14 protein-coding genes and 1 other annotated feature are annotated in these 13,025 nt (G+C 35.0%); of the genes, 4 read left to right on the top strand and 10 right to left on the bottom strand.

The window, feature by feature from the left end:
* Positions 1–50 precede the first annotated feature (50 nt).
* Positions 51–1,253, bottom strand: coding sequence for a class I SAM-dependent rRNA methyltransferase (locus ACLRVU_RS12095; protein WP_147551070.1), 1,203 nt, complete (start codon positions 1,251–1,253; stop codon positions 51–53).
* A 189-nt stretch (positions 1,254–1,442) separates the two neighbouring features.
* A complete protein-coding gene (locus ACLRVU_RS12090; protein WP_412096882.1) occupies positions 1,443–1,838 on the bottom strand; it encodes an ATP-binding cassette domain-containing protein in 396 nt (131 codons plus the stop codon).
* Positions 1,839–2,548: 710 nt separating this feature from the next.
* On the opposite strand from ACLRVU_RS12090, the gene ACLRVU_RS12085 reads away from it, so the two are divergent.
* Positions 2,549–3,391, top strand: coding sequence for a deoxyribonuclease IV (locus tag ACLRVU_RS12085; RefSeq protein ID WP_147551068.1), 843 nt, complete (start codon positions 2,549–2,551; stop codon positions 3,389–3,391).
* Between the two features lie 509 nt (positions 3,392–3,900).
* On the opposite strand, the gene ACLRVU_RS12080 is transcribed toward ACLRVU_RS12085, so the two are convergent.
* The 7 genes from ACLRVU_RS12080 to ACLRVU_RS12050 all read right to left on the bottom strand — a co-directional run bounded on the left by ACLRVU_RS12080 (position 3,901) and on the right by ACLRVU_RS12050 (position 8,811).
* A complete protein-coding gene (locus ACLRVU_RS12080; protein ID WP_147551066.1) occupies positions 3,901–4,128 on the bottom strand; it encodes a DUF4177 domain-containing protein in 228 nt (75 codons plus the stop codon).
* Between the two features lie 24 nt (positions 4,129–4,152).
* Complete coding sequence (locus tag ACLRVU_RS12075; protein WP_147551064.1) at positions 4,153–4,431, bottom strand: hypothetical protein; 279 nt, start codon at positions 4,429–4,431, stop codon at positions 4,153–4,155.
* Between the two features lie 276 nt (positions 4,432–4,707).
* Positions 4,708–5,007 (bottom strand): hypothetical protein, encoded by a 300-nt coding sequence (locus tag ACLRVU_RS12070; protein WP_147551062.1) that lies wholly within the window; start codon positions 5,005–5,007, stop codon positions 4,708–4,710.
* A gap of 285 nt (positions 5,008–5,292) precedes the next feature.
* Positions 5,293–6,777 carry a lysine--tRNA ligase gene (lysS, locus tag ACLRVU_RS12065; protein WP_147551060.1) on the bottom strand — a complete coding sequence of 495 codons (1,485 nt, stop codon included), beginning with the start codon at positions 6,775–6,777 and terminating at the stop codon, positions 5,293–5,295.
* Positions 6,778–6,816: 39 nt separating this feature from the next.
* Positions 6,817–7,052: a binding site (T-box leader), on the bottom strand.
* Positions 7,053–7,132: 80 nt separating this feature from the next.
* Positions 7,133–7,780, bottom strand: coding sequence for a DUF1648 domain-containing protein (locus tag ACLRVU_RS12060; protein WP_147551058.1), 648 nt, complete (start codon positions 7,778–7,780; stop codon positions 7,133–7,135).
* On the bottom strand, positions 7,773–8,042 hold the full coding sequence (locus ACLRVU_RS12055) for an autorepressor SdpR family transcription factor (RefSeq protein WP_147551056.1): 270 nt from the start codon (positions 8,040–8,042) through the stop codon (positions 7,773–7,775). The genes ACLRVU_RS12060 and ACLRVU_RS12055 overlap by 8 nt, the downstream gene beginning before the upstream one ends.
* A 91-nt stretch (positions 8,043–8,133) precedes the next feature.
* On the bottom strand, positions 8,134–8,811 hold the full coding sequence (locus ACLRVU_RS12050) for a FadR/GntR family transcriptional regulator (RefSeq protein ID WP_147551054.1): 678 nt from the start codon (positions 8,809–8,811) through the stop codon (positions 8,134–8,136).
* A gap of 109 nt (positions 8,812–8,920) precedes the next feature.
* Here ACLRVU_RS12050 and ilvD point away from each other — a divergent pair, with 109 nt between their 5' ends.
* The 3 genes from ilvD to ACLRVU_RS12035 are packed head-to-tail and all read left to right on the top strand — an operon-like array spanning position 8,921 to position 12,552.
* The gene (ilvD, locus tag ACLRVU_RS12045) at positions 8,921–10,636 is read left to right on the top strand and encodes a dihydroxy-acid dehydratase (RefSeq protein WP_147551052.1); all 1,716 of its coding nucleotides are present in this window, start codon (positions 8,921–8,923) and stop codon (positions 10,634–10,636) included.
* A gap of 12 nt (positions 10,637–10,648) precedes the next feature.
* Positions 10,649–11,617, top strand: coding sequence for a bifunctional 4-hydroxy-2-oxoglutarate aldolase/2-dehydro-3-deoxy-phosphogluconate aldolase (locus ACLRVU_RS12040; protein ID WP_147551050.1), 969 nt, complete (start codon positions 10,649–10,651; stop codon positions 11,615–11,617).
* Complete coding sequence (locus tag ACLRVU_RS12035) at positions 11,617–12,552, top strand: sugar kinase (protein WP_147551048.1); 936 nt, start codon at positions 11,617–11,619, stop codon at positions 12,550–12,552. The genes ACLRVU_RS12040 and ACLRVU_RS12035 overlap by 1 nt, the downstream gene beginning before the upstream one ends.
* Positions 12,553–12,609: 57 nt before the next feature.
* On the opposite strand, the gene ACLRVU_RS12030 is transcribed toward ACLRVU_RS12035, so the two are convergent.
* Positions 12,610–12,978: a GntR family transcriptional regulator gene (locus ACLRVU_RS12030; RefSeq protein WP_147551046.1), complete on the bottom strand. Its 369-nt coding sequence runs from the start codon at positions 12,976–12,978 to the stop codon at positions 12,610–12,612.
* Positions 12,979–13,025: the final 47 nt, after the last annotated feature.

Raw genomic sequence — 13,025 nt, 5'->3', positions numbered from 1 at the left:
CCACTATTTATCTTTTCTCACCTGAACCCCCTACTATATATTTAGTTCCTCTAAATGATTTGGAAAATATAGAATTTAAGATAAGACGTTTCCTCCATCGTCCATAAAATAGGATGGTCATGATTCTGCTGAGTAACTGAAACTTGTTTTAATGTAACTCCCACCTCATGAGCAGATTCCCTTAGCATCTTTTCGAAATTTGCCGTTTCCATAAAGCGTGAACAGCTGCAAGTAATAAGGTAGCCCCCTCTTCCAAGTAGTCTCATCGCTTTCATATTAATTTTCTTATATCCATTATAGGCATGATCAATTGTTCTTCTAGATTTAGTGAAAGCGGGCGGATCTAACACAATAATATCATATTGTCCTGTCTTACATTCATCTAAATATTTAAAAACATCTGCCTGTACAAACTGAATCTTATTTTCTAAGTGATTAAGCACTGCATTTTCATATGCCTGATCTAATGCTGTCTGCGACAAGTCAACAGCAACAACTTCTTTAGCGTTTCCATAAGCCGCATTCAAAGCAAACCCGCCTGTATGCGTAAAACAATCTAATACCTTTTTTCCATGAGCCATCTTTCTTAGTAAAACACGGTTTTCTTTTTGATCTAGGAAGTAACCTGTTTTTTGACCATTCTCCACATCCACATTCAACTTTATTCCATTTTCATTGATGACTGTCGTAGTCGGTAAATTAGTTCCTCGCCAATATCCTTTTTCTAATGGAAGCCCTTCTTTGGAACGTACATTGATATCATTTCTTTCATAGATTCCCTTTATATCCTGCCCATCTTCTCTTAATACCTCAAGCAGTACCTCATACAGCATATCTTTTATTTTATCCAGCCCATAAGAACTAATTTGAGTCACTAAAATATCATTGTAGCGATCAACCGTTAATCCTGGTAATTGATCCGCTTCACCAAAAATTAATCGGCAATTCGTCATATTTTCTGATTCTAAAGTCTTACGAAAGTCATAGGCAAATTGTATTCTCTTTTTAAAAAAGTCCCTTCCAAAGGTTTCATTAAGATCAATAGCTAGAATACGCACTGTAATATGGCTTTGTTTAGATAAAAAACCGGTTCCTAAATAACGATCACTGGTAGTCATAATATCAACTAATGTTCCATTTTCAATCGTATCATCTAAATCCACCACATTATTTTTGTACATCCACATCTGTCCTTGATTAAGCCATTTTTCTCCTTCTTTTGAAATTGTCACTTTAGGATATTTTCTATTCATTCATTTACCTCACTCTATATTCTTTTATGAGCCACGCTCTTTTGTGTTCATTTTACACTATAGTGCTTCTTGTCTCAATAAATTTTATCTACATATCTAAAAAAGGAGATTTGTTTGCTCTCCTTGTCTTAATTTTGAAATTAAGATACGATAAAAATAGTTTGAAGAATAAGATTTCTTATTCAATAGTTATTGTGAACAAGCCGCTCTCAAACTGTCAGCAGTCAGTGTTTCAGAATTTTTTATCATATCAGTCGGGGTTCCCACGAACACTACCTCGCCGCCATTTTTGCCACCGTCAGGTCCAATATCAATGATCCAGTCAGCTTGTTTCATTACTTCTAAATTATGCTCTATAACGATAAGTGTATTGCCATGAGATACAATCGAATCAAACAGTCTTAATATATTTTGAATATCTGACATGTGCAGTCCTGTTGTGGGTTCATCCATGATAATAATACTGCTTTTCTTTTTCAATTTTTTAGCGAGCTTTATTCTTTGCCGTTCACCACCGGAAAGTGTAGGCGTTTTTCGATTCAAATAAAGATAGATGTCAATCATACGATCAAACCTCTCTATCAAGGTCTGAATTAAAATATTGACTGTAGGATCAGATATTTCAGATAAGACCTCTCACAGCTGCGTAAGTTCTAAACCATACATGTCAGCAACGAAAAAACCACGAATCTTACAGTTAAGGCTTGTTTCACTCAACCTTTTGCCATGACAATCACTGCATTTTACCTCATTTATGAGATTCTGCAACTTTTTCTTTGTGTGCCGATTTTATCACTTTTATCCCTATACAACAGTGTTCTTGAATTATACCATCAAATTGTATTTTACATCATTTAGTTCGGTCTTAGTGTCATCATGAATACTATGTGTTTTAGTCACTTATTTTAAATTTTCTTCTCTCAAATCCATTACAGCAATTAACGCATTATTATCAAAGCACCTTTATTTTCTCTTGTTTTAGGTAGTAACATCAGTTTTAATACTCATTTTAGTGAATATCTGTCAAATAATAATTAAAATACATTATATGAACTTAAGATAGAGCTTAGATATTTAGGGTATCTTTCTTTGTCAATCTCTAACTTTATATTTACAAATAATTTATTCCTTTTTAAACATGGAAATGTTCTTTTCCTGACGAAATAATGGTTCTATTATTATCTAGATTTAAGTTTCTTTGAATTTATTTTTAACCCTTCTATGAAAATCTAGTGCATATCTAATAGTCTTAAGGGGGATAATGATATTATCATGATAATAGATAAGGAGATACTATGCTGATTATTGGACCACACATGTTTATAGCAAAAGGATTAGCCAAAGCTGCACAAGATGTTGTTGATATCAAGGCTAATACTATGCAGTTTTTTAGTCGTAACCCGCGGGGATCTAATTATAAAAAATACTCACAAAAAGAAATAAATGATTTTCAAGAAATCAGAATAAAGAATCATTTTGGTCCTTTGCTGGCACATGCTCCATATACCGTTAATCTTGCTAGTTCTAATGAAAAAATATTTACTTTTGCATGTAATGTCATTCAAGAAGATATTCAAAGAATGCAACAATTAAACATTGAAATGTTTGTCCTTCATCCCGGCAGTCATGTTGGATTAGGCGTAGAGCAAGGCATAAACAATATAATTCAAGGTCTTAATATAATTATCACAGGTAATGAAGACATTCATATTTTATTAGAAACAATGAGCGGGAAAGGAACGGAGGTTGGGTATCGCTTTGAACATTTAAAAAGGATTCTTGATGGATTAGAACACCCGCAAAAGGTTGGTATTTGCTTAGATCTTTGTCATGTATACTCCGCTGGCTATGATATTAGAAATATTGATCAGATACTTGAAGAGTTTGATACAATCCTAGATTTAAGAAGATTAAAAGCTATCCATCTTAATGATAGTTTGACTCCGTTTCATTCATTGAAAGATCGGCATACTTATATTGGAAATGGTTCCATTGGATTAGAGTCCATACTTAAGGTTCTAACCCATCCCAAACTTCAACATATCCCTTTTTATATTGAGACTCCTCTCGATAATGAAGGGCATAAACAAGAAATAGCCATGATAAGGAAACTGATAGCAGAGAAGCATTCCTCTTAATCATGGTTTAGGGATATTAATCTGCTGAGCGTTCTAAATGATTCATTATATAAAAAATAGTAATATATGACTTATTCATGTATTACTATTTTGATATACTTCTTTTATAAAACTGTTTACACTTTGATTTCCAAAGAAAAAATTATTTCTAATCCTAATCATTACAGTAAGGATACTAATTTTTAGTATAGCGTTAAAATAACCAATAAAGTTTCGCTGTGTTTAGTAATATTATTCTTTTCCTACAAAATCTTAATTATAAAATAGTCGCCATAATTAATAATAAATTCTATAATTAATATTTGAAAAAATTTGCTACTTCCCATTCTATATTTATATCAATATATAAAAAAATAAGTATGATTGTACTTATTACAATTAAGAATAATTTTGTTATGTAGTATTTATTCTATTTTAACCATTCTCTTATCTTTACTCTCCTAGAATTTTATTCATCAAACTGGAAGTTATCTTTTGTATCCACTTTTTAAATTAAATTAGCGAAACAATCAATCTAGTTCTTTTTCAAATATCACTTGATAACAATTTGCACCATATACTCCTGATTTTTCATTAAAAGGGACTACAACTTGTTTTAATCTCCAGCCGTTTACCGCTTCTTTGTTTATAACTAATTTACACTCCTCAAAGGTATCGCCTTTATGAACAATGTTTATTATGCCTTTCTTCTCAAAAACAACAGGAACTTCAATAAACTTGTATTCATATTTTTTCATTTTGTATCCTCCACAAATTCTAATTTAACATTTCCTAATCATCCAATTATCCTCTTGCTTTTCTCTTATCGCATAATAACCACAAGACATATCTATCAAAGCTCCGATTGAATTGTCTAACTTAAAAACAAACTCCAGTGATACTAATTTTGCATCATCTGTTTCATGTGTTTTGCCACATAAGAATTGCCACATACCGTCATCTTCATCATGTGATACAAATAAAATAGGTTCTTCGCCATTCATTGCATGACAGCAGATTATGGTTGCTGTGTTTGGTGCATCATAGAAAGGAAATTTCATATCTAATCCTCCCTCATGTATTCTAATTTGCCAACAGCACAAGCTGAAAGTTGTTGATTTAATCAGTTCAATGCTTAATCGAAAGAAAAGTATCCTTGTCTCTTTCACATGAGCGCTTTCGTTTAGACTCTGCGTGATATGCTTTACAAGCATCACAATTAACGTGCTGTTCACAACTTTTCTTTTTACACGAACAATCTTCTTTAACCATTATTACCTCCACAAATTACAGTTTGAAAGACTGATAAATTTGAAGTTATATCTTTATTTAAAATATTAATATTTCTTTACGAACTCTGAAATCAACGCTCTACAAGTATTCATTTGAATACACGCATAGAAGTTTGCAGTTACTTCTTTTCCCTGTCCTATTGTTGTTGCATTATTCGCATCTTCTTTTGTTTCCCAAAGAACAAAGTCAGTCCATGTCTTATCTTGTAAGTAATGCTCCCAAGAAATAAACCCCTTTGCTTTAGAAATTACTTCATCATGTAATTTCTGTGTTAACTCAATAAATTGTTCCTCACTAACATTCTTTTTAAGTTTATACGAAAATATCCAAGCTGTTTTTGCCATAATAATGACCTCCTCTGTAAATTCTAATTTATGAGACCCTTTCTATTTTTATTGTATCATAGAAACTTTACATCAACAATTAAATCTATTCTTCAATTATTTTTCTAATAAAAAAGCAGATATCATCTAAGAAATCTGCTTCATTCTCACGGAATTTTCACGGAAAATCACGCAAAAATTCATGACTTTTATTTACGATTGTACAAAGGGTATATACGGTCAAATACATTGATTTTATCGTGCTTTTTTTGTTGTATGCCTATTGTACATAGGTTGTATAAGGTTCTACTTATTTTTCATATGTGGGAATAAAATAACCTCTCTGATAGATTCTTGTCCAGTTAACAACATAACCAATCTATCAATCCCCATACCCATACCACCAGTTGGAGGTAGTCCATACTCTAAAGCCTCTACATAATCTAAATCCATTTCGTTGGCTTCATCATTACCTAGCTCTTTTTCCTTCAACTGATTTGAGAATCTCTCATACTGATCAATTGGATCATTTAATTCAGTAAAAGCATTCGCATATTCATTACCACAAATAAACAACTCAAAACGTTGTGTAAAGCGTGGATCCTGCATATTCTTCTTAGCCAATGGAGAAATTTCAATCGGATGCCCATAAACAAAAGTAGGTTCCACAATTGTTTCTTCTACATATTTTTCAAAGAAGGCATTCACAATATGACCATAGCCAAAATGAGGTTCCACTTCAATATGATGTTCCTCTGCAAATGTCTTAGCTTGATCAAAAGTTAATTCTTCAGCAAAATCAATTCCAGTTTTCTCCTTGATCGCTTCAGTCATTGAAATACGCTTAAATCCCGGAGCTAAAGAAATCTGATGACCTTTATACTCTAATTCATATGTACCACACACTTCCATGGCAGCATTAGAAATAATTCCTTCTGTTAAATCCATCATTCCCTCAAGGTCACTGAACGCTTTATACACCTCGATTGTTGTAAATTCAGGATTATGTGTTCTGTCCATCCCTTCATTTCTGAATAAACGTCCGATTTCATAAACCGCATCCATTCCTCCGACAATCAATCTCTTTAATGATAATTCGGTTGCGATTCTTAAATAGAAATTCATATCTAAAGCATTATGATGAGTAGTAAACGGTCTGGCAGCCGCACCACCTAAAATTGGGTTCAATACCGGGGTTTCCACTTCCACATATCCTTTAGAATCTAAGAAATGCTGAATAGAACGAATAATCTTTGGTCTTGCAAACGCAATTTTTCTTGCTTCTTCATTCATAATTAAATCTACATATCTTCTTCTATATCTTTCTTCGACATCACTTAATCCATGATATTTTTCCGGTAAAGGACGCAATGCTTTCGTTAAATGAATAAATTGACCAGCCTTTACAGATAATTCACCAGTATTGGTAACGAAGACAGTTCCTTCAATCCCAACAATATCACCAATATCACTCTTGATCACGATTTCATAATTTTCTTCACCAATAACGTCTTTTCTAACATAGATCTGGATTTGCCCATCTCTGTCTTGAATATGCATAAAGCATACTTTGCCTTTACGACGCTTTGTCATGATTCTTCCTGCCACTTTAACAGGGACAGCCATTTCTTCTAATTCTTCATGTGTTCTGCCAGCAAATTCCTCTTTGATCTGACTTGAAAAATGAGTAATATCAAATCTTTGACCGAATGGATCAATTCCAGCTTCAGCCAATGCCTTCGCCTTTTCACGGCGTACTAATTCTTGTTCACTAAATTCTCTTTCCATAATTTCCTCCTAAAATATAAAAACTCTCGTCCTATGAAATCTCATAGGGGCGAGAGTTGATTCGCGGTACCACCCTAATTTATTAATATGTCACCATATTAACCTTGTTGACTACAAACATAGTCTAGTTCGTAACGTGAACATCCGGCATATTATCCCCAATATGGTTCCTTATGCAGCTCCAAGGCTTTTTTCACTCTACTAGCTAATATCCATTCACACCCTCTAGGACTCTCTTTTTTAGCGTCATAAGCTACTCTTCTCTTCATCGCTTTTATTTCTACGTGTTTGATTATATATAATTTTCTTTCATTTTGTCAAGTGATTGTTTAAATAAACTTGACAATGTCAATGTTTTTTATTCTTCATGCTCTTTCTTAGTCACTCTTTTAAAATAAATATATGAATCTATCGTTGCCCATAAAATAGATCCTGCTGTCACTCCCAGCATAATAATATATGCTATATCTCCACGCATGAATCCTGCGATAATCGTCACTATACCGGAAATTACCATAGCCAATCCGCCCATTCTTTGGGTACGAATCCACACCTTTTCATTATCTAAAGCCCAAGGGATTCTGAACCCTAAAAAATAGTTCTGAGGAATACGCGGCATATAATTCCCCATTACAATCAGCATAACCCCAATTACAAATGGAACAATCATCGAGATATCAATTCCCAAATTACATGTTCCAACCAAAATCACTGCATTTAAAACAATAAAGATACTGCTGGTCAGCACTCTAAAAAATTCATAGACTTCCGGTCTTTTATCAATCTTAGCTTTCTTAGGATCAATTTTTCGAGTAAGTCCCATCCCAAAGTAAATGATCAATGGCATTGCCGAAAGAAAAAGCAATGTCCATTTTGAACCATATCCATCAATCTCTCCTGATGCATTCCAATGAATAGGTACAATAGCTGGCAATTTCAATATAATCACTAAGGATATAATAAATGAAATTCCAGCAATCAGAATAAACAATCTACTTCTATTCATTTTGATCCCTCCCCATGAAATCGTAAAACCATTTTATCACATCTTGAAAGATAGTACTATTCAAAGAATATACGATATTTTGACCTTGTCTTTCATCAGTAATTAAATCACAGTTTTTTAATATCGACAAATGGTGAGAAATAGAGGGTTTGGTAATATCAAAATATTCTGCTATCTCTCCGGCATTCAATGACTGTTCCTTTAAAAGTTCCAGAATCTGACGTCGGGTTGGGTCACTTAATGCTTTAAAAATATTATTCATATTTCTCCCACCTTTCTTATTTAGATGATTGTCTAATTATCTATTAATATAATACCTATAAAAAAAAAGGTTAAGCAACCCTTAAACTCATTTATTTAGAAATAGACTTAAAATTAAGGCGCAGATGTTCGTCCATTGCCTGATAGGCTTCTTTTTCATCATGTGCCTTGATTGCTTCATATATTTTACGATGAGTAACCACGGTTTCCTTAGTTAGAGCCTTCTTATTTGTTTCCATTAATAATGCGATGGATCCATGGATTATAGGTAAGAGATTAGAAATCACTAAATTATCTGAACTTTCAGCTATTTTAGTATGAAACAATCGATCTTCATTCAAATAGTCTTCTTTATTGTTAATCTTTTCTTCTACTAAATCACATAAGCGACCGATTTCACTAATTTGCTGCTGGGTTGCATTCTTAGCCGCTTTTGCTGCTAAGCTAGGTTCAATTAGCATGCGTAATTCAAGAGTATCTAAGACAATCTTGTATTTATCTTCAATATACTGAAAACCTAAAGGATCTTCACTTACCCCCATATTTTCACAAACAAATGTCCCTACCCCTCTGCGGATCTCTACCACGTGTAAAGATGCCAATATCTTGATAGCTTCACGAATCGTTCCTCTGCCAACTCCAAGCATTTCCATTAATTCTCCCTCACTTGGAAGACGTTCGCCTTTTTTTACGGTCCCATTCATAATATAATCCACAATATGATCTGCCGCTATTTGTGCTAACGGTTTGTTTCTTGTTATTTTATCCATCTTCTCACCTTATTTCAATTCATCGTTATTTTTCATCTGCCGATTGACAAATATCAGCTCCATGATACAATAATAGCAGATAAGACGTCATATGTCTAGGAGGAGAATAATGAGAAGTCAGGAGATTAGGAAAATTGCTCCCGAAATGGACCCATTAAGAATTGGTATGGGTTGGAGCATAGAAGATTTGTCTAAACCGCAAATTATGATTGAAAGCACTTATGGAGACAGCCATCCCGGAAGTGCTCACTTATTTGAATTGGTCTTAGAAGCTGAAAAGGGAGTCAATCAAGTTGGAGGAAAGGCAGCTAAATATTTTACTACGGATATTTGTGATGGACAGGCGCAGGGGCATGATGGTATCAACTATTCACTAGCTCATCGTGATATGATTGCCGGTATGGCGGAAATCCATGCTAATGCTACACCATTTGATGGGGCAATGTTTGTCTGCAGCTGTGATAAAGGGGTACCCTCTCATTTAATGGCAGCAGGCCGTATTAACATTCCTTGCATTTTTGTTACTGGTGGAGTTATGGAGGCTGGTCCGGATCTTCTTACCTTAGAGCAAATCGGTAAATACAGTGCGATGTATTTACGTGGTGAAATTACTAAAGAAAAATTTGAATACTATAAACATCACGCGTGTCCAAGCTGTGGAGCCTGTTCATTCATGGGAACGGCATCTACTATGCAGATTATGGCGGAGGCACTGGGTTTAATGCTGCCAGGAAGTGCTTTAATGCCTGCGACATGTGAAGATTTAAAGACAATCTCTAAAAAAGCGGGGGAACAGATTGTTGAACTAGCTAAAAAAAATTTAACACCAAGAGAAATTGTCACTATGAAATCCTTTGAAAATGCCATTATGGTTCATGCAGCAATATCCGGAAGTACAAATACGTTGCTTCATATTCCTGCCATTGCAAAGGAATTCGGAATTGATCTGGATGCAAGAAAATTTGATAAACTGCATCGTGGAGCCCATTATTTATTAGATATTCGTCCTGCTGGGAAATGGCCTGCGGAATATTTCTATTATGCTGGCGGTGTTCCGGCAGTCATGGAAGAAATCAGAAATCAGCTGCATTTAGATGTAATGACAGTGACAGGGAAAACATTAGGTGAAAACTTAGATGAATTAAAACAAAATGGTTACTATGAAAAATGTCAGGGTTATCTTGATAAGACCGGATTAAAACGCACAGATGTTATTCGTGATTTTGACCATGCGATCGGAACAGATGGTACGATTGCGATATTAGAAGGAAATTTGGCACCGGATGGTTCCGTGATCAAACATTCAGCTTGTCCAAAAGAGATGATGAAAGCAACATTAAAAGCACGTCCATTTGATAGTGAAGAAGAAGCCATTGATGCGATTATTCATAAACGCATACAGCCAGGTGATGCCGTGTTTATTCGTTATGAAGGACCTAAAGGCAGCGGAATGCCGGAAATGTTTTACACTTCAGAAGCAATCAGTTCAGATCCCAAATTAGCAGCCAGCATTGCTTTAATCACAGATGGTCGTTTTTCTGGAGCAAGTAAAGGACCTGTTATCGGTCATGTTTCACCAGAAGCGCAAACAGGGGGTCCTATCGCATTGGTTGAGGAAAACGATTTAATCCACATTGATGTTGAAAAGCGTATACTCGCTATAATTGGAATTAATGGAAAAGAGGAAAGCCCTGAAACTATTGAAAAAATACTAGCTGAAAGAAAAAATAAATGGAAGCCAAAGCCAGCTAAATATAAGGATGGAATCTTATCCATCTATACCCGTTTAGCCGATTCACCGATGAATGGCGGACGAATGATATAAGGAGGAAACATCATGTATCCAATTGTTGAAAAACTAGCAAAGTACGGGATTGTCCCCGTTATTAAAATAGAAAGACTAGAAGACGCTGTCCCTTTAGCAAAAGCTCTGTGTCAAGGGGGATTACCTGTAGCGGAAGTGACATTTAGAACGGATTGCGCTGCTGAGGCCATTAAAGCAATGAAACAGGCTTGTCCCGATATGCTGATTGGTGCCGGAACTGTTTTAAATAGTAAGCAAGTTGATGAAGCGATTGAAGCAGGCAGTGAATTTATTATCTCACCGGGCTTTAACCCTAATACTGTCCTTTATTGTTTAGAAAAAAATTATCCTATAATACCAGGAACATCGTGTCCAAGTGATATGGAAAAAGCGATTGAATTTGGTTTAGATGTCGTTAAATTCTTTCCTGCTGAAGCAAGCGGTGGCTTAAAAAGCATTAAAGCTATGTCAGCACCTTATGGACAGCTAAAATTTATGCCTACAGGCGGGATTAACCCTGATAATTTAAATAGTTATTTAGAGTTTGATAAAATAATTGCTTGTGGTGGAACATGGATGGTGCCAGATGCTTTAGTAAAGGAAAAACGCTTTGATGAGATTGCTGAATTAACTCAACTTGCGGTTTTAAAAATGCTGGATATTCAATTTCATCATGTAGGTATTAATAGTCCAAAGGATCAGTCCAGTTCACAGGTGGCACATCGTTTCAGCCAGTTTTTAGGTACGCCATTGGACAAGAAGCCGGCTTCTATATTTGTTGATCGTTTAGAAGTAATGCCAGCAGGTTCACCGGGAACTAACGGGCATTTAGGTTTTTCAACCGCTAATGTTCAAAGAGCGATCTTTTTCCTTGAAAAGGCGGGCTATACTTTTGATTATGAGACAGTCCGTAAAAATGAAAAAGGACAGATTACCTTTATTTATCTTAAAGAAGAAATTGGCGGCATGGCTTGTCATTTGATAGATAAGAAGGTGAAATAATGGCAAAGATATTATTATTTGGGGAACCCATGGCTCTTTTTACCGCAACGGAATATGGTTCATTAGATGAAGTTAAAAAATTTGAGCGTAGTTTAGCCGGGGCGGAAATTAATGTTGGAATCGGACTCGTTCGTCTAGGTCATAAAGTCACTTACCTGACAAGATTAGGAGAAGATCCTTTAGGTCATGGTATTAGTCAAAAATTAATTGAAGAAAATATTGATACTTCAATGATTAGTTACGATCCTATTTATAAAACGGGAATGATGATGAAAAACATTGTTGAAAAAGGAGATCCGGAAATTGCTTATTATCGCAAAGGATCTGCCTTTTCCCAAATGAATCCAAGTATTATAGATACATTAAACTTAGACCAATACGATCTGCTTCATGTAACGGGTATTCCATGTGCATTAAGTGAAAACTGTCGTGAAGCGACTATGCGGCTTGTTAAAAAAGCTAAATCAAGCGGTTTAAAGATTTCCTTTGACCCTAATCTACGTCCGCTTTTATGGACTAGTGAAAAAGTGATGATTGAAACTATTCATGAAATTGCCGCTTATGCCGATATGATTCTGCCGGGAATCAGCGAAGCTAAAACTCTAATGGGAAGTGATGATCCTAATAGAATTGCAGATTATTATCATCAGATGGGAATCAAAAAAGTGATTATTAAATTAGGTAGCGATGGTGCTTTCATAAAAAGTGATCAGGAATGTTTCATACAGCCTGGCTATAAAGTCGAAAAAGTTGTTGATACCGTTGGTGCCGGGGATGGCTTTGCGGTAGGAATGATCAGTGCTGTACTCGAAGGTCTTTCTTTAAAAGAAGCCAGTGACCGAGCAAATGCCATTGGGGCTATACAGGTCAGTGTCATGGGCGATAATGAGGGGCTGCCAACTATCGATCAGTTAAATGCCTTTATGAATAAATAAAAAAGCGTAAGCACCGATAATTCTAGGTTTACGCCATTGGGATCACAAAGATCCCTTTTATTCATATAATGTATCTAATAATTCTAATATTTCCTGTTTACTTAACCCGCATAGCTTCGCTTTTTCCACTACTTTATTCAAATATTGTTCAATGATTCGGTAGCTTTCTTCTTTAAGAAGCTCCGGATTTTTTGCTGAAACAAAACTGCCCTTACCGGTAACCGTTTCGATGAATCCTTCTCTTTCGAGTTCTTCGTAGGCACGCTTTGTCGTGATGACACTGATTTTTAATTCTTTTGCTAACAAACGCATAGAGGGAAGTGCTTCTCCCTCTTTTAAAACATTGGAAATGATTAATTGCTTAATCTGTGTGACGATCTGTTCATATAATGGTTGATTACTCGCATTATTTATGATAATATCCATTTTCACACCCCAATCCTTTCTTTTATACAACCAAATATTTTAGAATT

It is taken from the genome of Beduini sp. (assembly GCF_047239305.1).
Lineage (GTDB): Bacteria > Bacillota_I > Bacilli_A > Erysipelotrichales > Coprobacillaceae > Beduini.
Note: the sequence above shows the minus strand (reverse complement) of the source record. Positions and strands in the feature narration are given on the sequence as shown.